This is a genomic window from Burkholderia diffusa (assembly GCF_001718315.1).
Taxonomy (GTDB): domain Bacteria; phylum Pseudomonadota; class Gammaproteobacteria; order Burkholderiales; family Burkholderiaceae; genus Burkholderia; species Burkholderia diffusa_B.
This window is the reverse complement of the sequence record NZ_CP013363.1, coordinates 1149039-1173238: the sequence shown is the minus strand read 5'-3', so window position 1 is coordinate 1173238 and position 24200 is coordinate 1149039. Positions and strand designations below refer to the sequence as shown.

Here is a 24200-nt window from a genome sequence, read left to right as displayed (position 1 = left end):
GTCATCCGCCACGTTCGGCCGCGCTCAGCGCGCAGCCGCCGTCGCCGTCGCCGTCGCCTTGCGGAGTTTCGCGACGTCCGCCGCCTGCACGGCCGGCGCTCCGTTGTTCCAGCCGGCGCGCATGAACGTCAGCACGTCGGCGATCTGCTGGTCGTTCAGCTGGTTCGCGAACGCCGGCATCGGATACGCGGACGGCACGCCGCCGATCACGAGCGATTCGCTGCCGTTCAACGCCACGTTGATCAGCGACGATGCATCGGCCTCGAGCACGTTCGGATTGCCGGCGAGCGGTGCGAGCAGCGGCGCGTAGCCGCGGCCGTCCGCGCCATGGCAATTCACGCAGAAAGCGTTATACACCTTTGCGCCCGGATCGTTCGCCGGCCGGCCCAGCGCGACTTGCGTCGGCTTCGGATCATAACGGTAAGGCGGCGCGCCCGTGCCGCCCGCCGCCGGCAGCGATTTCAAATAGCGGGACATCGCCGCGAGATCGTCGTCGGTCAGCTCCTGCGTGCTGTGATTGATCACGCTGACCATCGAGCCGAACGCGGTCGCATGCCGGTTGGCGCCGGTCTTCAGGAATTGCGCGACATCCGCATCGGTCCAGCGGCCGAGCCCGGTATTATGCTCGCCGGTCAGGTTCGACGCGAACCAGTTGTCGATCGGCGCGCCCGACAGGAACGCCGAACCGCTTTCGTCCCGCGCCTTCTCCTGGAAGCCGACGCCGCGCGGCGTATGGCACGACCCGCAATGCCCGAGCCCCTGCACGAGGTATGCACCGCGGTTCCACATTGCATCCTTCGCCGGTTTGTCGATGTAAGGCGTCGTGTCGAGGAACACCGCGTTCCACAGCGCCAGTGGCCAGCGCATGTTCAGCGGCCACGGAATGTCCGACGCACGGTTCGCCTGCTTCACCGGTTCGACGCCGTGCATGAAGTACGCGTAAAGCGCCTTCACGTCGTCGTCGCGCAGCTTTGCGTACGATGGATACGGCATCGCCGGATACAGGTGATGACCGTCCTTCGCGACGCCCGAGCGCAGCGCCCCCGCGAACTCGGCCTCCGTATAGCCGCCGATGCCCGTGTCCGGGTCGGGCGTGATGTTGGTCGTGTAGATCGCGCCCATCGGCGTGACCATCTTCAGGCCGCCGGCGAACGGCGCGCCGCGCGGCGCGGTGTGGCACGCCACGCAGTCGCCGGCTTTCGCGAGATATGCGCCGCGTGCGACCAGCGCGCTGTCGGCGGGCGCCGTTTGCGCGGCATGCGCCGCCGTACCGGCCGTCAGCGCGGACAGCGCGAGCAACGAAGTGCCGAACGTGCGAACGGCGCGATTCAGGCTGTTCGAGGTGAGGTTTCTCATAATGTGCGTCTTCCCTCAGGCCGTCTTCAGCTGGTTGCCGACCGGGAGCTTGCGCAGCCGCGTGCCGGTCGCCGCGAAGATCGCGTTCGACAGCGCCGCCGCGGTCGCCGCCGTGCCCGGTTCGCCAATTCCGCCGGGCGCCTCGGCGCTCTTCACGAGATGCACGTCGATCGGCGGCGTCTCGTTGATGCGCATCATCCGGTAGTCGGTGAAGTTGCTCTGCACGACGCGGCCGTCCTCGATCGTGATCTCGCCATACAGCGCGCCCGTGATCCCGAAGATGATGCCGCCCTGCACCTGCGCCTCGATCGTGCCCGGATTCACGGCCATTCCGCAGTCGACCGCGCACACGGCACGCTTGACCTGCACTTCGCCGCCCTCCACGGCGACGTCGATGACGATCGAGAAGAAGCTGCCGAACGCGTGCATCACCGATACGCCGCGCCCTTGCCCCTTCGGCAGCGGCGTGCCCCAGCCGGCCGCCTTCGTCGCGACGTCGAGCACGTTCAGCGCGCGCGGCGTCTTGCCGAGCAGCGCGCGGCGATACTGCACGGGATCGGTCTTGGTCTGCGCGGCCAGCTCGTCGATGAAGCTCTCGACGACGAAGGTGCTGCGCGTCGGTCCGACGCCGCGCCAGAATGCGGTCGGCACGTGACGCGGCTCCTGCCGCACGTAATCGATCAACTGGTTCGGCAGGTCGTACGGCAGGTCGGTCGCGACTTCGACCGCGTCGGGATCGACACCGTCCTTGAACGCGGGCGGTGCGAAGCGCGCGAGAATCGACGAGCCGACGATCCGGTGCTGCCATGCGATCGGCTTGCCGTTCGCATCGAGGCCGGCGGAAATCCGGTCGTAGTAATACGGCCGATACATGTCGTGCTGGATGTCTTCCTCGCGCGTCCAGATCACCTTGACCGGCCCGTTGACCTGCTTGGCGATCTTCACCGCCTGGCCGATCATGTCCGTTTCGAGCCGCCGGCCAAAGCCGCCGCCGAGCAGGTGGTTGTGCACGACGATCCTGTCGGGCGCGAGGCCCGTGAGCTGCTGCACCGTGTCGCGCGCCCGCGTCGGCACCTGCGTGCCGACCCAGATCTCGCAGCCGTCGCCGCGCACGTGCACCGTGCAGTTCACCGGTTCCATCGTTGCATGTGCAAGGAGCGGCTGTTCGTAGACGGCGTCGATGCGCGTCTTCGCATTCGCGAACGCGCGGCCGACGTCGCCGTCCTTGCGCGCGACGGCGCCCTTTCCGTTCGCGGCGGCCTGCGCGAGATCGGCGACGATGTCCTTCGTCGATACCTTCGCGCCCGCGCCTTCGTTCCACTTCACGACGAGCGCCGACGCGCCGCGCTTCGCGGCCCACGTGTGATCGCCGACCACCGCGACCGCGTTGTCCGCACGCACGACCTGGCGCACGCCCGGAATCTTCCTCGCGGCCGTCTCGTCGACGCTCGCGACCGTGCCGCCAAACACCGGGCTGTTCACGATCACCGCGTACAACATGCCGGGCAGACGCACGTCGAGCCCGAACTGCGCGGTGCCGTCGACCTTCTCCGGCGAATCGAGCCGCTTCACCGGCTTGCCGATCAGCTTGAAGTCGGCCGGCTGCTTCAGCGCGACGTCCTTCGGCACCGGCAGCTTCGACGCGGCGTCCGCGAGCTGGCCGTACGATGCGCGCCGACCGCTCGCAGGATGCTGCACTTCGCCGTTTTCCGCCCTGCAGGTCGCCGGATCGACGCTCCATTGCTTCGCCGCCGCGGAAACCAGCAGCGTGCGCGCGGTCGCGCCCGCGCGGCGCAGCGGTTCCCACGCGTAGCGCACCGACGTCGAGCCGCCCGTCAACTGTCCGCCGAGCAGCGGATCGAGGAACAGCTTCTCGTTGGGCGGCGCATGGTCGAGCGTGACGTTCGACAGCGGCACTTCGAGTTCCTCGGCGATCAGCATCGGCAGCGCCGTGTAGACGCCTTGCCCCATCTCGACCTTCGGCATGACCAGCGTGACCTTGCCGCTGCGGTCGATCTGCACGAACGCATTCGGCGCGAAAACGCCGGCGCGCGCACTTTCGTCCGCATCGCCGCCGATCACCGAGCGCCGTGCGTCATCGCCCGCTGCCGGCATGCTGAAACCCAGCAGCAAGCCGCCGCCCGCCGCCGCGCCGAGCGACATGCCCGCCTTCAGGAACGAACGGCGCGACACGCCCGCGCCAGCCGCTTTCCCGGCGGCCTTCCCTGCTTCGATGAGTCCTCGCGACATGTCACGCTCCCTTCGCCGCTTGCTTGACGGCCGCGCGAATCCGGTTGTACGTGCCGCAGCGGCAGATATTGCCGGCCATTGCCGCGTCGATGTCGGCGTCGCTCGGGTTCGGGTTCGACGCGATCAGCGCCGTGGCCGCCATCACCTGCCCGGACTGGCAGTAGCCGCACTGGACGACGTCGATCTCGCGCCACGCTTGCTGAACCTTCTGCCCGGCCGGCGTCGCGCCGACGGCTTCGATCGTCGTGATCCGGCGGCCCGCGACGGCCGCGACCGGCAGCACGCACGAGCGCGCGGCGACGCCGTCGAGATGCACGGTGCACGCGCCGCATTGCGCGATCCCGCAGCCGAATTTCGTGCCGGTCAGGCCCACGACGTCGCGCAGGACCCACAGCAGGGGCATGTCGTCGGGGGCGTCGACCGTGCGGTTCTCGCCATTGATATTGAGGGTGACCATTCAGACTCCGGAGCCTGTGTATTGGGGAAGCGGCGCGAACGATACGCTGCGCCGCGTTGTCGTTTTCGTTGCCGTCGCATCATGCCTGGACGGCTGCCGCGCGGCGCGGGCGGGATCGAGCCGCGGCGGCGCTGCCGCAGCGTCACTCGGCCACGTCGATGCCCGACAGCACCTTGATGACGGGCGGTGCCGAGAACCAGTCGGCCGACTTCACGCGAAATTCCGTGAAATGCGGGCTGGCGAGGTGCGCGTCGAACGCGGCCTGGTCGTCGTAGATCTCGTACAGATGCAGGTTCGGCGAACCGTCCTGCTCGCGGAACAGGTCGTAGCGCCGGTTGCCCGGTTCGACGCGCGTCTTGGCGACCATGCTGCGCAATTCGGCCTCGGCGGCCTGCGCGTGTTCGGGTTTCACGAACAGGGAAGCAATCACGTGAAGCGCCATCTTGTCACTCCTTTCGAAACGGAATCGAGCATGCCACAAGCCGGCGTCTCGCGACGCCAGCGTGCAATCGTCGTGTGTCGTCTTGCGCCGGTGTCAGGCCAGTTCGTCCGGGCCCACGCGCACGACGACCTTGCCGAAGTTCTTGCCGGCGAGCAAGCCGATCAGTGCTTGCGGTGCGTCAGCCAGGTCGGGGACCACGTCTTCGAGCGTCTTCACCTTGCCCTGAGCGACCCACTCGCTCATCTCCTTCAGGAAAGACGCGTAGCCGGTCGCATAGTGATCCAGAATGATGAATCCCTGCATCCGGATGCGCTTGCGCAGGATCGTGCCCATCAGCGCCGGCACGCGGTCGTGGCCGTCCGATACCGCGGTGTCGTCGTACGCCGCGTCGTTGTAATGCGCGATGATTCCGCACACCGGCACGCGCGCATGATCGTTGAGCAGCGGCCATACCGCGTCGAACACGGCACCGCCGACGTTCTCGAAATAGACGTCGATACCGTTCGGGCAGGCATCCTTCAGCCTGGCGGCAAATTGCGGATCGCGGTGATCGACGCACTCGTGGAAGCCGAGCGTGTCCTTCACGTACGCGACCTTCTCGGCGCCGCCCGCGACGCCGACCACGCGGCAGCCCTTCAGCTTCGCGATCTGGCCGACCACCGCGCCGACGGCCCCGCTCGCAGCGGCCACGACGACGGTTTCGCCGGCCTTCGGCTCGCCGATCTTCAGCAGCCCGGTATAAGCCGTGAACCCCGGCATGCCGAGCACGCCGAGCGCATGCGACGGATGCGCGAAGTCGCGGCCGAGCGCGATGAGGTCGCTGCCGTCCGACAGCGAATAGTCCTGCCAGCCGCCGCCCGCGACGACCAAGTCGCCTTCGCGATACGCGGGCAGGTTCGATGCCACGACACGGCTGACCGTACCGCCGACCATCACGTCGCCGAGCGCGACCGGTGGTGCATACGACGGTGCGTCGCTCATCCGGCCGCGCATGTACGGGTCGAGCGACAGCCAGACCGTGCGCAACAGCACCTGGCCGGCATCGGGCACCGGCACGTCGGCGGTCTCGGTACGAAAGTCGTTCGGGGTGGGCGCGCCAACCGGGCGCGCGTTCAGGATGATTCTGCGGTTTGCTGCCTTGCTTTGCGGCATGGGAACCTCCGTCAACAGGAAGGGACGTGCACCGGGCACGATCGGATCAACTTGGACAACCGTGATGCGCGCGGCTGCTGGCCGTATCGGCAAAATCGGCCGACGGAGCCGCGCATTCGCGGGTCAGGCAACAGGATTTGAGCGTAAGTAGACCAGTCGTCTAGCGCTCATCCAAAAAACAAGGCGCGCCTGCGCGCGCCCACGTTACGACTGCGCTCCGCCTGGCTCGAAGGACGGCAGATTCAGCATCCGCCGCGTTTCGAGCATCGCGCGTTCGAGCGGTTTGCGGTTCCGGTGAATCTTCTCCAGCAGCGTGGCACCGAGCCACAGCTGGTAGAGAATCGCGGCCGTGTGCGCCGGATCGTCGACGCCGCTCAGCGAGCCGTCTGCCAGCCCGGCCTCGATCCCGCCCGCGAGCCGCTCGATGATCTGCCCGGTGCCGCGCCGCAAGACCGCGCGCATCGCCTCCGACAGATCGGATACTTCCGCGCCGAGCTTCACCGCGAGGCACTTGCCTTCCGGATCGTCCGCGCACTGCGTGTGCAGCCAGTTGCCCCAGTACGTCATCAGGCGCTGCGCGCCCGTGCCGGCCTGATCGCGGAGCAGGTTGTCGAGATGCTCGAGGTAGCCTTCGAAATACGATTCGAGCAGCGCCTCGCCGAACGCCTCTTTCGAGCCGAAATAATGGTAGAACGAGCCCTTCGGGATACCCGCCGCGGCGAGAATCTCGTTCAGACCGACCGCCGAGAACCCCTTGTGGAGCATGATCGGCTTCGCGATATTCAGGATGTGCTGGCGGACTTCCGCGCCTGAAGATGCATTCATGATGGCGTATCTTAGCAACGATTAGACCGGTCGTCTAGTAAGGTCAAACCGGCAAGTTGAGCGGCACTTTACCCGAATCGCGCCACGTCGCGGATGCGTTGTCGCCACACCGTGGCGCCCATGTCACGCGGGTCTGGGAACGCGCTTCCTGGCGACCGGTTTCGCCGCGCGCAGGCTACCGCCTGCCGGCCGACCGGGCGCCCTGCGCACCGGGGAGCGTGATGCGCGTTCGGCACGCAATGCATCGAGCTCGCCGACATACGCGACATTGGCCGCGCGCGCACCATCGAGCTGGCCTTCGAGCACCCCGCAGCGGCGCTGTGTGTCGGCCAATTGCCCTTGCAGCGCCGCGAGATCCTTGCGGTGCTGCGTCTCGCGCTGTTCGGCGCGCGTCGCGGCTGCATCCAGTTCCTTTTGAAGGCGCGCGGCCGCGAGCCGTTCGCGGTCGATCTCCTGAAGCGCCCGTTTCTCCGATGCGCGCAAGCGTTCCTCGGCCCGGCCCGCATCGTCGCGCAACCGGTCGAGCTGCGACGTGAAATCGGCGCGTGCTTGCGCCAACGCACGATCGGCGTCCGCGTTGTCGGACTTCAACCGGTCGACGTCCGCCTGCAACGCGCGGCGCGATGCTTCGTCGGCCGCCCTTGCCTGCTCGAGTTCCTGAATGCGCACCTGGGCGGCCAGCAGCGCGCTCGTGCGGTGCTCCAGCGCGGTTTCGGTGCGGGACAGGTCGGCCTGCAATGCCGCGACTTCCGCCTTCGCTGCCGCCCGCTCGGCTTCGACTTCGGCGCGCAGTGCATCGAGCGCCGCGGCGGCATCGGTGGTCGAGCGGCGCCACAGCGCGGCGACGAGGTCCCCCGCCGCCGCCTGCAGGTCGGCCGGCAAGTCGGGATGCTCGATGCGCACCCGGCTCTTTTCCCGCAACTCGGCCCAGAACTCGCCGAGAACCGCCGTCGGCGTGCTCATGCTGCCCTTGCGCACGAGCTGGTACAGGCGGTTCGCGGTGGGTGTGATGCCGAAACGGAAGAACATCAATGCGCAGACCTCGCGATATAGCTCGCGGGTTTTCGGGAAATCGGCCTTCAGGCGTTCGATTTCGGCGGTCAGGCGGGATTCGTCGGCGGTGAGATCGGACATGGGGAATAGCGGCGATAATTTGGTAAATAATATAACGTAAACCGTTAAGTATCCAATCATCGACGGCCATTGATTTGACATTATTTCTATAATGTTGAGATTTTGAGGTTGCACTTCGTAATTTCCGAACGACGCTCGCAGCGTCACCTCTTCTGGAATATCAAGTTGCTGCGCGAGTCATCGCGATGCGTGATGACTTGCAACGCTCGATGCCCGTCAGTGATTGCGCATGAAACGAAAGAGGCCCGCACCGCGCGAGCCTCTTGTTCATGATGCCGTGATCGCCGCAGCGCGCCGAGGTATCGGCAGACGAATCCGCACGATATCGACGCGCCGGCACACGACGTGCCACCCGCTCAGCCGAGCGGCACCACGCTCCCGAGCAGGATCCGCACGAGCGTCGCCTGGCGCGTCACGCCCGTCTTCGAGAAGATCGCGCGCAGGTGCGTGCGTGCTGTGTTCTTGCTGATCCCCGACTCCTCCGCCGCCTCCTCGAGCGTCAGCCCATTCGTCAGCAGCAGCGCGAGCGACGTCTCGGCCGGCGTCAGGTCGAACAGCTTGCGGATGATTTCCTGCGCGCCCTGCGGCTTGCGATCCGGGTCGCGCAGGAACAGCGTGACGGCCGGCCGGCGCTTGTTGTCCTCAGACCAGTCGGACAGCAACACGGTGCGCACCAGCAGCCCAAGGCGTGGCTTGTCGAAACTGCGCGTGATCGGCATCGCCTCGACGGTCGCCGCCGCCGTGCCGTGATGGCCCATCACCGCGTGGCGGATCAGCCGCTTGAGCGTGCGGTTCTCCTGCGCATCGGTCGCCTCGATCGTGCCGCGCGCAATCGTCAGACCGTTGTTCTGCTTCAGGATCTCGTCGGCGACGCTGTTCATGTCGATGATCGTGCCGTTCTCGTCGAGCGTGATCGTGCCGATCTGCATCCGGTTGATCGCGTTCGCGTAGATCGACCGCTCGACCTCGGCCGTGTCGAGCCGCGAATGCAACTCGACCGCACGCTTCAGATGCGGCAGCAGCAGCGCGCAGATCGCCTTGTCGCGCGCGGAGAACTGCTTCGACGCATGATTGCGGCACACGCGGAACCGGCACTCGACGCCCGACGGCGTGCGCAGGTCCGCGCCGAGGATGTAGCGCACGTCCTGCGGCTTCAGGAACTGCTTGTACAGCTCGCTCGACAGCCAGCCCGTGTCGCCGAACACGTCGTCGACCGTGACCACGCGATCGGCCGGCAGGCCGACGAACGGGTCGAGCGAATAGTAGTAGTTGTTGTACGACGCCTCGCCGTCACCCGGCACGACCGGGCCGTACTCCGAAGCATGCACGGACAGCGGCGCGCGACGGTCGCTCGCGGCCGCGCGCAGGATCAACGTCACGTAGTTGGCCTGTAGCAACCGGCGAACCAGCTCGAGCGCCCCCGCCCATGGCGGCGTTTCCAACGGTCCCTGGTAGATGCGCGCCATCAGTTCGCTGAAATCCGCGACGCCGATGCCGGCCTCCTCGCTTGTTGACTGGCTCTCTTGCGGAGCCCATCTCGTCTCCATCAGCACGCTCCATCCTCCATGCAACTTGTATCCGGTGCGCTTCATCCGCGCCGCCATGATTAGGACCGGTCTTAATTCCGGCGTCATCGGGACATTCACTGAATGGTGAGCTTTGGCCAATCGGACGCGCGAACCATCGTCCGATCGGATGATGTGGCGCCCTGCCCGCTGCGCTGGAATGCCCGTCAGGCCGTGCCGGCAAGCGTCCGGCGCGGGCTCAGGGAAAACCGCGATGCGGGTTTACCTGATTCAGACCGCATCCGATTCAGACAGGAGTTCCAATGCCGCTCGACCCTCAGGCGCACGCGCTGCTCGCCGCGCTCGCCCAAGCGCCCGCGATCGATTTCGATCAACTGACCGTGCCTGCGTACCGCGCGAGCCTCGCCGCAGGCAGCGCGTTCGCGCCCGGCGACGCGATTGCCGCCGAAGAGGACTGGCAGATCCCCGCACCAGGTCGTCAGTTGTCCGCACGACTGTATCGACCCGATGCCGGCGGGCCATTGCCGCTGACCGTGTTTTTCCACGGCGGCGGCTTCGTCGCGTGCGGTATCGATTCCCACGCGAACCTGTGCCGCAGCCTTGCCGCGCGGGCACGTACGCTCGTGCTGTCGGTCGATTACCGGCTCGCGCCGGAAGCACGCTTCCCGGCGGCTGCTCAGGACGCATGCGATGCCGTGCGCTGGGCCGCGGCCAGTGCAGGCGATCTCGGCGCGCGCGCCGGCGCGATCGCCGTGGCCGGCGACAGCGCCGGCGGCAACCTGGCGACGGTTGCCGCACTGCAATTGCGCGGGTCGCGCATCGCCATCGCGCACCAGTTGCTGCTGTATCCGGTCGTCGATTGCGCGACCGAGCATCCGTCGTATGAATCCCTCGGCGACGGTTATTTCCTGACGGCGGACGCGATGCGCTGGTTCAAGCGCCAGTATTTCGACGACGGCGCCGACCGCGCCTCGCCACTCGCGAGCCCGCTGGCAGTGGCGGACCTGTCGGGCGCGGCGCCGGCCACAATCGTGAGCGCGGAATTCGATCCGTTGCGCGACGAGGCCGAAGCGTACGCACTGCGTCTCGCGCAGGCCGGCACGCCGGTCTCGCTCGTGCGCTGGCCGGGGCAATTGCACGGCTTCGCGAGCATGCTCGGCGCGGTCGATGCGGCCGATCGCGTGCTGACCTTTGGCGCCGATGCGCTGCGCCGCGCGTTCGATGCGACGGAGGCGCAATGACGCTCGCCACGACGCTCGACATCGTCGACGAGCTGCGCGCGGGACGGATGGTCCTGCTCGTCGACGAAGAGGATCGCGAAAACGAAGGCGATCTCGTAATCGCCGCCGATCACGTGACGCCCGACGCGATCAACTTCATGGCGCGTTTCGGGCGCGGGCTGATCTGCCTGACGCTGACCGCCGAGCGCTGCGAGCAGCTGCGTCTGCCGCCGATGGCCGATCGCAACGGCACGCCGTTCGGCACCGCGTTCACCGTCAGCATCGAGGCTGCCGAAGGCGTGACGACCGGCATTTCCGCAGCTGATCGGGCGCGGACGATCCACGCGGCGGTCCGTGCGGGCGCGCGCCCCGATGATCTCGTGCAGCCGGGCCACGTGTTTCCGATCGCCGCACGCCCGGGCGGCGTGCTGGTGCGCGCGGGGCACACCGAGGCCGGCTGCGATCTCGCGTCGCTTGCCGGGCTCACGCCCGCATCGGTGATCTGCGAGGTGATGAACGACGACGGCACGATGGCGCGGCTGCCCGAGCTGAAGGCGTTCGCCGCGCATCACGGGCTGAAGATCGGCACGATCGCGGATCTGATCCATTACCGCCGCGAGCACGAATCGCTCGTCGAACGCGTCGGCGAACGGCCGCTGCATACGCCGTGGGGCCGATTCCGCGCGATCGAGTATCGCGACACCGTGCACGGCGCGCCGCATCTCGCGCTCGTGAGAGGCGAGCCCGATTCGTCGACGCCCGTGCTGACGCGCGTGCACGAATGCCATTCGCTGCTTGACCTGCTCGACGCGGAACCGTCCGCGCATTCGTGGCCGCTGCACGCGGCGCTACAGCGGATCGATGCGGCCGGCTGCGGCGTCGCGGTGCTGCTCGACTGCGATATGCGCGGCGACGCGATGCGAACGCCCACGAGCCACGCACGCCGCGACGGCCGCGTGACGGGGATCGGGTCGCAAATGCTGCGCGACCTTGGCGTGCGGCGGCTGAACGTGCTGTCGAGCCCATTCCGGCTGCCGGCGCTGTCGGGGCACGACCTGGAAATCATGGCGTTCATCCCGCTCGGCGACGACGATCCGGAAAGCGCCCGCGCTGCCCACGCGAACTCGCTGCGGGCCGCATGATGCCAGGGTGACGAGCACGCGCCGCCCGCCCTTTCACCGGCCCACGGATTTCCGTCCGACAGGTTATCGTTTGTTTTTATAAATTACAGCCTCAGGTTTGTATTTTGACGATACATACCATAGACTGTATTTTTCGATTACAAACGATCGACTGTCATTTCGCGGAGAGCCCATGGCATTCCCTGTCCAGACCTTGAGCCAGTTGCGCCCGATCCTCGTCGGCTTCCGGAAGTCGGCGGGGTTCACACAGGCGCAGCTCGCCGCCCGCCTCGGCGTGACGCAACAGTCGTACGCGCAGCTCGAAGCCAATCCGTCCGCGGTCAGCATCGAACGGCTTTTCAAGGTCCTGAACGTGCTCGGCGTTCGCCTGACGCTCGTGCCAGGCACCCCGGACGACATAGCGGCACCCGTCGACACCGCGCCACCACCCGAGCGCACGTCGGCCGCGCGCGGTCGGTTGCCCGCCCCGTCCGGCTCACCGGATGCGCCGGCCCGCCCGCCAGCCGCCGCGAAGGCTCCCCCATCCACCACCGCGCGGAAACGGCCTGCGGCGGCGCCTGCTGCCAAGTCTCGAAACCGCACGCGGGAGGACTGGTGACGATGGGCCGCCGTCCCCGCCACGACCGCCTCGACCTGTGGATGAACGGCATCCCGGTCGGATACTGGGAAGTCCGGCGCGGCGTCGAGCGCCTCGTCTATCTGCCGGCGTGGGTCGACGATCCGCAAGGGCGTCCGCTGTCGCTGTCGTTGCCGTTCACGCCGGGCAACCAGCCGCACCAGGGCGCGATCGTCGCCGATTACTTCGACAACCTGCTGCCGGACAGCCAGCCGATCCGCCGCCGCATCGCGCAGCGCTACCGGCTCGGATCGACGGCGCCATTCGAACTGCTCGCGTCGATCGGCCGCGATTGCGTCGGGGCGCTGCAGTTGCTGCCGCCGGACGAAACCCCGGTCGGCCTCGAATCGATCGACGGCACCGTGCTCGACGAAGCGGCCGTGGCCGACGTGCTGCGCAACGCGACCGCCGCGCCGCTGCCCGGTCACCCGGAGCCGGACGGCGAGCTGCGCCTGTCGATCGCCGGCGCGCAGGAAAAGACCGCGCTGCTGCGCGACGGCAAGCGCTGGCTGCTGCCGGCGGGCAGCACGCCGACCACGCATATCTTCAAGCTGCCGCTGGGGCGTGTCGGAAACATGCAGGCCGACATGCGCACGTCGGTCGAAAACGAATGGCTGTGCTCGAAGATCGTCGCCGCGTACGGCCTGCCCGTCGCCGCGTGCGACATCGGCCGGTTCGACGACCAGAAGGCGCTGATCGTCGAGCGCTTCGACCGCCGCCCATCCCGCGACGGCACGTGGATCCTGCGGCTGCCGCAGGAGGACATGTGCCAGGCGACCGGCACGCCATCGGGCGCCAAATACGAATCCGACGGCGGCCCGGGCATCGCGACCATCATGGGCATCCTCGCGAATTCCGCCGATGCCGCGCAGGACAGGAGAAATTTCTTCGTCACGCAGCTCGTGTTCTGGGTGCTCGCGGCCATCGACGGCCACGCGAAGAATTTCAGCATCGCGCACCTGCCGCGCAATACGTATCGCAGCACGCCGCTGTACGACGTGCTGTCCGCGCATCCGATCATCGGCACGCGGCGCAACCAACTGCCGCCGCGACGCGCACGACTCGCGATGGCCGTGTGCGGAAAGAATCGCCATTACGTGATCGGCGACATCCAGCCGCGTCACTGGATCGCGCAAGGCGCGCGCGTCGGTCTGACCGAACACGACGTGCGCGCGGCCATGGCCGATGTGGCCGCGCGCACCGAACCGGTGATTGCCGCCGTCGCGTCGCGGATTCCGGCGGATTTCCCGGCGGACGTGGCCGATGCGATCTTCGGCGGAATGCGTCGTCAGGCGCGCAAGCTCGGTACGGCCGAGTAGGCGGTGCGGGCGCGGCCCCGGCGGCGGGTCATCCACGTGGACGATGCAGCCCCGCACCGACTCAGCACAATGGTCGCCGTGCCCATTCCCGACGCCCGCCCGACATGGAACCCGCTACGCTCGATACCGCATTCAGCCCGCTGCAGATCGGTCCGCTGACGCTGCGCAACCGCCTGATCAAATCCGCGACCAACGAAGGGATGACGCCGAACGGCGTGCCGTCGCGCGCGCTCGTCGGGTTTCATGAGCGCATCGCCGCGGGCGGCGCCGCGCTGACGACCGTCGCGTACTGCGCGGTCAGCGACGACGGCCGCACGTTCGTCGACCAGGCGCGTCTCGATGCGCAGACGGTCCGTCAATTCCGCGCGCTGACCGACGCGGTCCATCGCCACGGTGCGGCGGCGTCCGCGCAGATCACGCATGGCGGCTGCTTCACGTTCCTGCCGTCGCTGTCGACGAAACGGCCGTTGAGCGCGTCGGGCGGCTTCAACAAGGTCGGCGTGATGAGCGGCCGTTTCCTGAAGCAGGCGATGACGCGCAACCAGATGACCGTGATCGCCGACGAATTCGCACGGGCGGCGCGGCATGCGCGCGACGCGGGCTTCGACGCGGTCGAGATCCACATGGGGCACGGTTATCTGCTGAGCCAGTTCCTGTCGCCGCTGTACAACCGCCGTCGCGACGCGTACGGCGGCGATGCGGCGCGCCGCGCGACATTTCCCGCCGAGGTGCTGGGCCGCGTGCTCGACGCGGTCGGCCGCGATCTCGCCGTGATCTGCAAGATCGGCGTGACCGAAGGCGTGCGCGGCGGCGGAACCGCCGACGACGCGTGCGAAATCGCGCGGCGGCTCGAAGCCGAGGGCGCGCACCTGCTGGTGCTGAGTGGCGGGATGAACGTCGAGTCGGTGTGGCAGCTGTTTGGCAGCCCGCTGCCCGGCGATGCGCGCGCGAACGCCGACAACGCGATCGTGCGCGCCGCGATGGCGCTGCAGAAGCTCACCGAGCCGAAGATGGGTGCGTTTCGGGAAATGTATTTCCTCGAGCATTCGAAGCAGGTGCGAGCGGCCGTCCGGATACCGCTCGCGTATCTCGGCGGCGTGCGCTCCCGTGAAAACGTCGCGTTGGCGATGCGCGAAGGATTCGACGCGGTGGCGCTCGCCCGCGCGCTCGTGTTCGAGCCGGATTTCGTGAACGGGCTGCGCGACGGCCGGCTTGCGCAGTCGGGCTGCACGTCATGCAATCGCTGCGTCGTGTCGATGTATACGCCGGGCGGTACCGCCTGCGTGCTCAAAACGCCAAACGACCCGGCGCCAAACCGCGTGCCGGCTGCGGGCGCGTGAGGTTACGCGGGGCGAACTCCGCTGTCGCGCTCGTGCATCTGCCGCTCAACCGGCGTCGCGGGCGCGGGCGAGCGCCGCGAGGTTCCCTTCCCCGAATCCGTGGTGCCCCTGCCGCTGCACGATCTCGAAGAAGATCTCGCCGGGCCGGCGCTTGACGAAGGTCTGAAAGAACAGGCGCGGCACGCCGTCGCTGCCGATCTCGCCGTCGACCAACACCGCGCGGCGGCGCAGCGCATCGAGATCGACGCCGTGCCCCGGCAGCCGCGCATCGACTTCGTCGTAATAGCGCGCCGGCGGCTCGATGAATTCGACGCCGTTCGCGCGCAGCGCATCGACGCTCGCCAGGATGTCGTCGGTCGCCAGCGCAACGTGCTGGACGCCTTCGCCCGGGTGGTCTGGCAGATACGCGTGCATCAGTTCGGTGCGCCGCGTGCCTTCCTCGTAGACCGGAATCCGCACCGCGCCGCACGGCGACACCATCACGCGCGATTCTTCCGACACATGCCAGTGCGCGTCGATTTCGTGGATTTCGCGGAAGTGCAGCAGGTCGTGATAGAAGTCGAGCCATTCCCGCATGCGCCCCGCGCCCACCGTCTGCGTGAAGTGGTCGACCTGCTGCAGGCCCGTGCCGACGCACTCGACATCGGTATGCGCGGTCGCGATATCGATCGGCCGGAAATCGATGTCGAAGATCGAAATGTCGCCGACGCCGCCGCGCTGGCCGTCCCGTCCGCGCCAGCGGTCGACGAAATAGAGGTGCGAATCGCCGATCCCCTGAATCGCCGGAATCTTCAGCTCGCCGACCCCGATTCGCTCGCCCTCGAACGCCCACGCGCCGAGCTCGATCGCACGCTCGAACGCACGGCGCGCGCTGGCCACGCGCAATCCGATCGCGCAGACGCCCATCCCGTATTCCTCCGCATAACGCGCGGCGAACGAATCGGGCTCGGCATTGATCAGGAACTGCATCTGTCCTTGCCGATACAGCGTGACGTTCTTGCTGACATGGCGCGCGATCGCCTTGAACCCGAGTTGCTCGAAGCGTTGCGCGAGCGCGTCCGGCACCGGCGCCGCGAACTCGACGAATTCGAGCCCGGCCATCCCGAGCGGATTGGCGGCCGGATCGGCAACGGGCGGCGTATCGCTGGACAAGGGGTGGGAATTGCCGGGCATTCCAGTCTCCGGGGGCATGCGGTCGATGGGGATGACGCCCGGCGCGTGCGGCACGCCCGGCCGATGCGACCGCCGGACATCCGCCCGATTCGGGCGAGGTTTTGATGGTCCCGATTTTAACCAGATCGTTCACGGCGGCACACCCTGGCCGAACGGGATATGAGGGGCGCGCCTAGTGCAAACCCGTGAATCGTTCGATAATCGCACGCAATTGAACGATAATCGCGCGCTTTGACCAATCGGCCAATTGCCGCCGTGCCGCGTGCGCCCTATTCTCCGTTCACCCATCGACTTCAATGCAGCATCGGACGCGGCGCCGCCACGATTCCACGATGCGCCGTGCCAGGAGACATCGCCATGACCCCAACCTTCGACACCCTCGACGCCGCCGCCGGCGCCCGCGCGCGCAGCCAGGCCCGCAAGGCCGCGATCGGCAGCTTTGTCGGCGCCGTCGTCGACTGGTACGACTTCCTGCTGTACGGGATCGTTGCCGCACTCGTCTTCAATTCCGAATTCTTTCCGAAAGTCAGCCCGACGATGGGCACCCTTGCGGCGTTCGCGACCTTCGGCGTCGGCTTCCTGTTCCGCCCGCTCGGCGGCGTCGTGTTCGGCCATTACGGCGACCGGCTCGGCCGCAAGCGGATGCTCGTGCTGACCGTCATGCTGATGGGGCTGTCGACCGTCGCGATCGGCCTGCTGCCGAGCTTCGCGACGATCGGCTGGTGGGCGCCCGTGCTGCTGGTGCTGATGCGTGCGATCCAGGGCTTCGCGGTGGGCGGCGAATGGGGCGGCGCGGCGCTGATGGCCGTCGAGAGCGCGCCGAAGCAGAAGAAGGCGTTCTACAGCAGCGGCGTGCAGGTCGGCTACGGCGTCGGCCTCGTGCTGGCGACGGGCATCGTGTCGATCCTGAGCCATACGCTGGGCGAAGCCGCGTTCAAGTCGTGGGGCTGGCGCCTGCCGTTCGTGTTCAGCATCGTGCTGGTGCTGATCGGGTTGTGGGTCCGCAAGAGCATGGACGAGTCGCAGGAGTTCGTCGAGAAGGTCGAGCACGGCAACCGAAAGCTGCGCCTGCCGGTGCTGGAGGCGCTGACGCGCCATCCGAAGGCGTTCCTGCTGATCGTCGCGCTGCGGCTCGCCGAGCTGTTCACGATGTATATCGTCACCGCGTTCGCGCTCAGCTATTCGACGTCGAATCTCGGCATGTCGCGCGACCTGTTCCTGAACATCGGCCTGCTGGTCGGCGCGGTGAGCTGCGTGACGATCCCGTGCTTCGCATGGCTCGTCGACCGCTTCGGCCTGCGTCGCATCTACCTGATCGGCGCACTGATCGGTCTCGCGTCAGCGGTGCCGTTCTTCGTCGCGCTGGAGTCGCGCTCGATCGCATGGATCGTGGTCTTCTCGATCCTGCTGGCGAATGCCGCACACGACATGGTCGTGAGCGTCCAGCAGCCGCTGTTCACCGAGCTGTTCGGGGCCGAATACCGCTACAGCGGCGCGGGCGTCGGCTATCAGTTCGCGAGCGTGGTCGGCGGCGGGTTCACGCCGTTCATCGCGGTGGCGCTGGTCAGCGTGGCAGGCGGTTCCTGGCACCTCGTCGCCGGCTATCTCGCGGTGGGCTGCCTGATCTCGCTGGTGGTCGCCGCGCGGATGCGGGCGGCGCAGTGAGGCCATGAGCGGATGGCCGGCCGCGACATGCGCCGGCCATTTCCGCACTGTCGGCCATCCGCGGCCGGGCAGGCGGCCCCCGCCCGCCCAACGTCAAACACGGTCAATCCCGCGGGCAGAAGCCCTTTTTCCCTTCTGAACATTCCACGCCGCGCGCCGACCAATGGCATCATATGGGCCTACGTCAGTCACCGATACGCCCCCATATCATGTCGAATCTCATCGTCCACGGCGGCACTCCGCTGCGCGGGGACATCAAGCCGTCCGCGAACAAGAACGCCGTCCTGCCGATTCTGTGCGCCACCCTGTTGACCGATCAGCCGCTGCGCCTCGTCGGCGTGCCTGACATCACCGACGTGCGCAAGATCCTCGACATCTTCCGCACGCTCGGCAGCGACGTGTCGGTCGACTTCACGACCGGCATTCTCGATCTCCACCATCGCAACACGACGTTCGACCCGGCCGTCCACCGCCTGCCCGAGGCGATGCGCTCGTCGATCATGCTGATTCCGCCGCTGCTCGCGCGCTTCGGCGTCGCGCGCCTCGAGAACGACGTGAAGGGCTGCACGCTCGGCGTGCGCGAAATCGATCCGCACGTCGAAGTGTTCGAGCGCTTCGGCGCGCACATCCAGCGCACGCCCGATTCGCTGATCGTCCGTGCCGACGGCCCGCTGACGGCCAATGATCACTGGCTCGACTACGCATCGGTGACGACCACCGAGAACTTCGCGCTGTGCGCGACGGCGGCGAGCGGCACGTCCACGCTGATGAATGCGGCGTCCGAGCCGCACGTGCAGGAGTTCTGCCAGTTCCTCGCGATGATCGGCGTCGCGATCGAAGGCATCGGCACATCGCGCCTGTGCGTGACGGGCGGCGCCAAGCTCGGCGGCGGCGAATTCCGCTTCGCCGAGGATTTCCACGAAATCGCGACGTTTCTCGCGCTCGGCGCGATCACGGGCGGCGACATCACGGTGCGAAACTCGTCGCCGGAGCATTTTCCGCTGATCGACCGCACGTTCGCGAAGTTCGGCGTAAACGTTACGCACCGCGATGGCTGGTCGCGCGCGGAACGCGACGGCCCGCTGCGCGTGCGGCGGCCTTTCACGCAGAACATCCTGACCAAGGTCGAAGCCGCGCCCTGGCCGTACCTGCCGGTCGACCTGCTGCCGATCTTCATCGCGCTCGGCGTGCGCGCGGAAGGCAGCGCGATGTTCTGGAACAAGGTCTACGACGGTGCGCTCGGCTGGTCCGGCGAACTGTCAAAGTTCGGCGCGCATGTGCTGCTGTCCGACCCGCACCGGCTGATTACGTTCGGCGGGCTGCAATTGACGCCGGCGCGCGTCGAGAGCCCGTACATCATCCGCGTCGCGATCGCGCTGCTGATGGTGGCCGCCAGCATCGAAGGACGCTCCGAAATCATGAACGCGCTGCCGATCCGCCGCGCGCACCCGCATTTCGTCGAAAACCTGCGTTCGGTCGGTGCGAACGTCGAGTGGACGAGCAGCGAGTAACGTCGATCCGGGCGCGGCGTGGACGATGTCCGCGCCGCGTATCCTGCCTCCCCCAGCATTCACCGGATGGCCAGCCAAGCCGCCGGCCCTCCCGCCGAACAAGGGCAGCGGCCTCCGGTTCGAACCACCGTACCGTCGCCGCCCGGCACGCGCCCCCTCCTCGTCACCCATCGCACGTCCGTCCATCGCTTTCGCACGATTCCGGATCTGCGCGATAATCGCCCATTCCCGCGCGAACACCGCGCGCCGACCCGTGCGCACCGACGATGAAAAAGCCCGACCTCGACCGACGCGACTGGATTGCCGGCCTCGAAAAAGGCCTAATGATCCTCGAAGCGTTCGACAGCCAGCACGCGCGGATGACGCCCACCCAGGCCGCCGCCCGCACCGGTCTCACGCGCACGGCCGCGCGACGCTACCTGCTGACGCTCGAATCGCTCGGCTACGTGTACACCGACGGCAAGCTGTACGGCCTCACGCCGCGCGTGCTGCGGGTCGGCTGGTCCTACTTCGATTCCGCGCGCTTGCCGCGCACGGTACAGCCCTATCTGCAGCAACTGAGCGCATCGCTGAATGAATCGGCATACGTGAGCGTGCTCGATGGCTGGGAACTCGTGTTCATCGCCCGCAATGGCGTGTCGCGCGTGATGACGACCGGCTTCGTGCTCGGCGCGCGGGTGCCCGCCCCGCTGACGTCGCCGGGCGTCGTGCTGCTCGCGCATCATCCGGATCGCGAGGCCGTCCGCACATGGCTCGACGATACCGAACTCGCGCCGTTCACGCCGCACACGATCACCAACAAGGCGCGTCTGCTCGAACAGGTCGATCATGCGCGCGACGCAGGCTTCGCGGTGATCGAACAGCAATTGCAGGTCGGCGTGCGCGGCATCGCGGTGCCATTGAAGAACCGTCACGGCGAAGTCGTCGCCGCGCTGAGCACGAACATGCCGATCGGCGCGGAGTCGACCGACGCGGCCGTGCGACGCGTGCTGCCGCACTTGCAGGAAGCCGCGCTCGCGATGCTGAACGTGCTTTAGGGATGCACGTGAGCCGGTGCACGACGCCCGTCCGGTGGGTCACCCGATCCGCCACCACCGCGGCAACAGATCGCGCACCTCGCGCCGCCGGTAACGATCGTCGATCAGATGCACGACGCCCTCGTCGCGTTCGGTACGGATCACGCGCCCGGCCGCCTGCACGACCTTCTGCAAGCCCGGGTACAGATACATGTAGTCGTACCCGTTGCCGAAACGCGCATCCATCGCACGCCGCATCTGTTCGTTGACGTCGTTGACCTGCGGCAGCCCGAGCGTCGCGATGAATGCGCCGATCAGCCGCTCGCCGACCAGATCCACGCCCTCCGAAAACGCCCCGCCCAGCACCGCGAAGCCGACCCCGCGCCCGCCCGCGTCGAAGCGCGCGAGAAACGCGTCGCGCTCGCTTTCGGCCATGCCGGGCGCCTGGGCCCATACGGGCACATCCGGGTGGCGCGTCTGCATCAGCGCGACGACGCGGCCGAGATAGTCGAAGCTGCTGAGAAAACCGAGGTAGTTGCCGGGCCGTGTCGCATATTGCGCGGCGATCAGGTCGACGATCGGTTCGAGCGAACGGTCGCGGTCGCGCCAGCGGGTCGACACGTGGCTCGCGACGCGCACGGTCAGTTGCTCGGCGCGGAACGGCCCGTCGACGTCGAGCCAGCCCGTATCGGCCGGCAGCCCGAGCGTGTCGCGATAGAAGTGAAACGGGCTCAGCGTGCCGGAAAACAGCACGGTCGCGCGCGCGGCTTCGTAACGCGACGCGAGAAAGCCGGCCGGAATCACGTTGCGCACGCACAGCGTCGACTGGATGCGGCGCCGGCGCGCGGCCGGCGCGACGCCGTCGAGCCCGGACTGGCGCGGCAGCGGCTCGCCGTACAGCGTCGCATCGAAGATCGATGCGCCGTCGAATGCGTCGGCGAGCACCCCGAACTGTATCGCTTCGAAATGAAAGCGCAGCAGCGCGTCGCCGTTCGCACGCGGCGCATCGGTCAGGTATTCGCCGGTCGCCGCGACGAGGTTCTGCACGGCCGTCACGATCGGACCGGGAATCTCCGGGTACGCCGCATAGCGTTCGGTCTGTGCGCGATTGAGCGCGCCCCACGCGCGCGCGAGCCGGTCGAACGCCTTGCGCAGTGCGTTGGGCGCCGCCTCACGCGCGGCCGCGAACGCGAACGGATCGAGCGATGCGCTGTACATCTTGCGGGCGCGATCGAGCAGGTTGTGCGCCTCGTCGACGAGCACGCCGACGCGCCATTGGTTCTGCTGCGCGAGCGTATGCAGCATCGCGCTGCCGTCGTAGTAGTAGTTGTAATCGCCGATCACCATGTCCGACCAGCGCGCAAGCTCCTGCGCGAGGTAGTACGGACAAACGTCATGCGCGAGCGCCGCCTCGCGCACGGTGTCGCGATCGAGCAGCCCAGCGCCGATCGCCGCGTCGCGCGCCGTCGGCAGCCGATCGTAGAAGCCTTGCGCGAGCGGGCACGATTCGCCGTGACACGCGCGGTCCGGATGCTCGCATGCCTTGTCGCGCGCGACGAGCTCCAGCACGCGCAGCGGCAACGCCGGCGTGCCGGCGCCGAGCGTGGTCGCCGCTTCGAGCGCGAGCGCCCGGCCGGGCGTCTTCGCGGTCAGGAAGAATACGTGATCGAGCTCGCCCTCACCACATGCCTTCAGCAGCGGAAACACAGTGCCGAGCGTCTTGCCGATGCCGGTCGGCGCCTGAGCCATCAGGCACCGTTCGTCGCGCGCCGCGCGATAGACGGACACGGCGAGCTCGCGCTGACCGCTGCGGAATTGCCCGTGCGGAAACGTCAGCGCACGCAGCGCCGCATCGCGGGCCGCGCGATGCGCGGTCTCGCGCTCTGCCCAGCCGACGAAGCACGCGCACTGCTCGGCGAAGAACTCGGCGAGCGCGCTTGCGCCGAGCGTCTCCGTCAGCACGGTCTCGCGTTCCGACACGATGTCGAAATACACGAGCGCGACGTCGATTTCCGCGAGGCCGCGCGCATCGCACATCAAGTGCGCATAGACCTTCGCCTGTGCCCAGTGCAGCGCGCGATGGTTGGCCGGCATTGCGTCGAGGCTGCCGCGATAGGTCTTGATCTCCTCGAGCCGGTTCGCGACGGGATCGTAGCCGTCCGCGCGCCCGCGCACGGTGAGCGTGCCCCACGTGCCGGTCAGCGCGACCTCGGTTTCGTAACGCGCGCCCCGCTTCGACGTCACCGCGCCGTGGCCGGCGATCCCCTCGAGCGCGGTCGGCGCGGGCGTGAAGCGCAAGTCGAGATCGCCGCGCCGCGCGGTGAACTCGCACATCGCCCGCACCGCGACGACATAGCTCATGCGGACAACCCCGCCGCTTCGTGCTGCGACACGCCCGCGCCCGCCCATTCGACATCGACGACGCGCACCGGCATGCCGTGCGCGATGCAGTACGCGAGCCAGCGCGTCTGATTGTCCTGCAGCCGGTCGCCGGGGCCCTTCACCTCGATCAGTTCATAGCGCCGCTCACCGGGCCAGAAGCGGACGAGATCGGGCAGCCCGGAGCGGTTGCCGCGGATATCCGCGAGCAGGCGCGTGAACCAGAGCCGCAGATGCGCGGGCGGCAGGCAAGCCAGCGCCTCGTCGAGCAGTGCGTCGCTCAACACGCCCCAAAACACGAACGGCGACTGCAGCCCCATCTTCGCCGCGTAATGCCGGCGGATCGTGTCGCGATACACGCCCGAGTCGAGTTGCGCGAAACAGGCGGCGAAGGCCTCGGTGCGGCGCAGCGCGAAATCGGGTGCGTGCAGGTCGGCCGGGCCGCGCTGGAACGGGTGAAAGAACGCGCCGGGCACGGCCGCGAACACGGCCTCCCAGCACAGCAACCCGAACAGCGAATTGATCAGCGTGTTCTCGACGTAGTGAACCGGCGCGTCGGGCCGTGCAAGGTGGTCACGCACCGTATATTCGACGCTGACGAACGCGTCCGGACGCGCGAGCACGAGCGTCTCGCGCGGCACGTCGGCCGCGCTGCCCGCGCGTTGGACCGGCTGCCCGAGGCGGCGCTGCAGGCGCGGCAGCATCCGCTCGACGCGCTGGCGCTCCTCGTCGCTTTCGAAGCCGTCGCGCGCCTCGAGCGCCAGCGCGAGCGCATCGTCGTCGCGCCCGCAGCGTTCGAGCACGCGAATGCGGCGGTGACGGCTGCCCGGCCACGCGCTGCGCGCATACGCGTCGAGCGCGGCGGTCCAGTCGGCACGCCGCTCGCAGGTCTGCCCGAGCGTGAACAGCAGCTTCGCGCGGCGCGTCGCGAGCCACGGCTGCGCGCAGCCGACCGCGTCGATCGCGCGCAGCAGATCGTCAAACGGCAGGTCGTCGGGCCACGCATCGAGTGCTTCGCGGCAGGCCTGCAGCGCGAGATACGCGTCGACGTCGTCGCGCTGCTGGAACGCGCGCGACGACGGCGCGAACGGCACGCTTTCGTACTGGAACACGCCGAGATCGGCGAGCACGAATTCGCTCCAGTCCTGGTGAAGATTGCCGAAGAACATCAACCGCAGCCGGTCGCACAGCGCGCCGACCGTCACGCGCAGCACGCGATCACCGGCCTGCGCACACCACGCGTCGAGCGGCTGCGCCGCGTCGTGCGCGGGCCGCAGGCGTTCGAGCCAGTCGGATTTGCGCTCGCCCGCGTGCGCGGCGAGCGACGGGAACACCTTCAGGAGATCGGCCTTGGTCGACAGTGCGAACAGCTCGTCGAGCGTGAGCGCGGGCGCCGGATCGACCCAGCCGAGTTCGACGAGCGGCGCGGCCGCGTCGAGCGTGCCGCCGATCTCGTCGTACACGAGCTTGCTCGCGCGGAAGTCGGACCCGCTGCGCATCAGCATCCGCACGAGCAACGCGCGCGACACTTTCGGCAACTGCGCGAAATCCCGCAGAAACGCGTGTTCGCGCGCGTCGAGCAGGTCGTCGTAACGCTCGCGCAGCCAGGCCAGCGCGCGTTCGAAATTGGTCAGGTAGTAAAACGCCGGGGGCGTCGGCGATGCAGGCGTCACGGGG

General features: G+C 67.9%; 19 protein-coding genes. 8 read left to right on the top strand and 11 right to left on the bottom strand.

Going from position 1 to position 24200, the window contains the following annotated elements; all coding sequences use genetic code 11:
• Positions 1 to 24 precede the first annotated feature (24 nt).
• From WI26_RS20610 to WI26_RS20575, 8 genes are all read right to left on the bottom strand, one after another.
• A complete protein-coding gene (locus WI26_RS20610; protein WP_069226994.1) occupies positions 25 to 1356 on the bottom strand; it encodes a c-type cytochrome in 1332 nt (443 codons plus the stop codon).
• 15 nt (positions 1357 to 1371) lie between these two features.
• On the bottom strand, positions 1372 to 3606 hold the full coding sequence (locus tag WI26_RS20605) for a xanthine dehydrogenase family protein molybdopterin-binding subunit (protein WP_069226993.1): 2235 nt from the start codon (positions 3604 to 3606) through the stop codon (positions 1372 to 1374).
• Between the two features lies 1 nt (position 3607).
• Positions 3608 to 4063: a (2Fe-2S)-binding protein gene (locus WI26_RS20600; protein ID WP_059467966.1), complete on the bottom strand. Its 456-nt coding sequence runs from the start codon at positions 4061 to 4063 to the stop codon at positions 3608 to 3610.
• 142 nt (positions 4064 to 4205) lie between these two features.
• A complete protein-coding gene (locus WI26_RS20595) occupies positions 4206 to 4505 on the bottom strand; it encodes a putative quinol monooxygenase (RefSeq protein ID WP_059467965.1) in 300 nt (99 codons plus the stop codon).
• A gap of 93 nt (positions 4506 to 4598) precedes the next feature.
• Complete coding sequence (locus WI26_RS20590) at positions 4599 to 5657, bottom strand: NADP-dependent oxidoreductase (RefSeq protein ID WP_069226992.1); 1059 nt, start codon at positions 5655 to 5657, stop codon at positions 4599 to 4601.
• Positions 5658 to 5861: 204 nt separating this feature from the next.
• Positions 5862 to 6482: a TetR/AcrR family transcriptional regulator gene (locus tag WI26_RS20585; protein WP_069226991.1), complete on the bottom strand. Its 621-nt coding sequence runs from the start codon at positions 6480 to 6482 to the stop codon at positions 5862 to 5864.
• 123 nt (positions 6483 to 6605) lie between these two features.
• Entirely contained in the window at positions 6606 to 7616 is a 1011-nt protein-coding gene (locus WI26_RS20580) for a DNA-binding protein (protein WP_069226990.1), read from the bottom strand.
• Positions 7617 to 7972: 356 nt separating this feature from the next.
• The gene (locus WI26_RS20575; protein WP_059468078.1) at positions 7973 to 9163 is read right to left on the bottom strand and encodes a helix-turn-helix transcriptional regulator; all 1191 of its coding nucleotides are present in this window, start codon (positions 9161 to 9163) and stop codon (positions 7973 to 7975) included.
• A gap of 281 nt (positions 9164 to 9444) precedes the next feature.
• Between WI26_RS20575 and WI26_RS20570 the strand changes: the two genes are divergently transcribed.
• The 5 genes from WI26_RS20570 to WI26_RS20550 all read left to right on the top strand — a co-directional run bounded on the left by WI26_RS20570 (position 9445) and on the right by WI26_RS20550 (position 14779).
• Complete coding sequence (locus WI26_RS20570; RefSeq protein WP_069226989.1) at positions 9445 to 10383, top strand: alpha/beta hydrolase; 939 nt, start codon at positions 9445 to 9447, stop codon at positions 10381 to 10383.
• Complete coding sequence (gene ribBA, locus WI26_RS20565) at positions 10380 to 11504, top strand: bifunctional 3,4-dihydroxy-2-butanone-4-phosphate synthase/GTP cyclohydrolase II (protein ID WP_069226988.1); 1125 nt, start codon at positions 10380 to 10382, stop codon at positions 11502 to 11504. The genes WI26_RS20570 and ribBA overlap by 4 nt, the downstream gene beginning before the upstream one ends.
• A 172-nt stretch (positions 11505 to 11676) precedes the next feature.
• Positions 11677 to 12102 (top strand): helix-turn-helix domain-containing protein, encoded by a 426-nt coding sequence (locus tag WI26_RS20560; RefSeq protein ID WP_069226987.1) that lies wholly within the window; start codon positions 11677 to 11679, stop codon positions 12100 to 12102.
• Positions 12103 to 12104: 2 nt separating this feature from the next.
• Positions 12105 to 13439, top strand: a complete 1335-nt coding sequence (locus tag WI26_RS20555; protein WP_069226986.1) for a type II toxin-antitoxin system HipA family toxin — start codon at positions 12105 to 12107, stop codon at positions 13437 to 13439.
• A gap of 104 nt (positions 13440 to 13543) precedes the next feature.
• Positions 13544 to 14779, top strand: coding sequence for an NADH:flavin oxidoreductase (locus WI26_RS20550; RefSeq protein ID WP_069226985.1), 1236 nt, complete (start codon positions 13544 to 13546; stop codon positions 14777 to 14779).
• A gap of 45 nt (positions 14780 to 14824) precedes the next feature.
• Here WI26_RS20550 and WI26_RS20545 read toward each other — a convergent pair whose 3' ends face one another.
• Positions 14825 to 15952 (bottom strand): 4-hydroxyphenylpyruvate dioxygenase family protein, encoded by a 1128-nt coding sequence (locus WI26_RS20545; RefSeq protein ID WP_059525434.1) that lies wholly within the window; start codon positions 15950 to 15952, stop codon positions 14825 to 14827.
• A 357-nt stretch (positions 15953 to 16309) separates the two neighbouring features.
• Here WI26_RS20545 and shiA point away from each other — a divergent pair, with 357 nt between their 5' ends.
• The 3 genes from shiA to WI26_RS20530 all read left to right on the top strand — a co-directional run bounded on the left by shiA (position 16310) and on the right by WI26_RS20530 (position 20165).
• On the top strand, positions 16310 to 17617 hold the full coding sequence (gene shiA, locus WI26_RS20540) for a shikimate transporter (RefSeq protein ID WP_069226984.1): 1308 nt from the start codon (positions 16310 to 16312) through the stop codon (positions 17615 to 17617).
• Positions 17618 to 17826: 209 nt separating this feature from the next.
• The gene (locus WI26_RS20535; protein ID WP_059467954.1) at positions 17827 to 19128 is read left to right on the top strand and encodes a UDP-N-acetylglucosamine 1-carboxyvinyltransferase; all 1302 of its coding nucleotides are present in this window, start codon (positions 17827 to 17829) and stop codon (positions 19126 to 19128) included.
• Between the two features lie 266 nt (positions 19129 to 19394).
• The gene (locus WI26_RS20530) at positions 19395 to 20165 is read left to right on the top strand and encodes an IclR family transcriptional regulator domain-containing protein (protein ID WP_059467953.1); all 771 of its coding nucleotides are present in this window, start codon (positions 19395 to 19397) and stop codon (positions 20163 to 20165) included.
• 39 nt (positions 20166 to 20204) lie between these two features.
• Here the strand turns inward: WI26_RS20530 and WI26_RS20525 are convergent, their stop codons facing one another.
• Positions 20205 to 22505: an ATP-dependent DNA helicase gene (locus WI26_RS20525; protein ID WP_069226983.1), complete on the bottom strand. Its 2301-nt coding sequence runs from the start codon at positions 22503 to 22505 to the stop codon at positions 20205 to 20207.
• Complete coding sequence (locus tag WI26_RS20520) at positions 22502 to 24196, bottom strand: VRR-NUC domain-containing protein (protein WP_069226982.1); 1695 nt, start codon at positions 24194 to 24196, stop codon at positions 22502 to 22504. The genes WI26_RS20525 and WI26_RS20520 overlap by 4 nt, the downstream gene beginning before the upstream one ends.
• Positions 24197 to 24200: the final 4 nt, after the last annotated feature.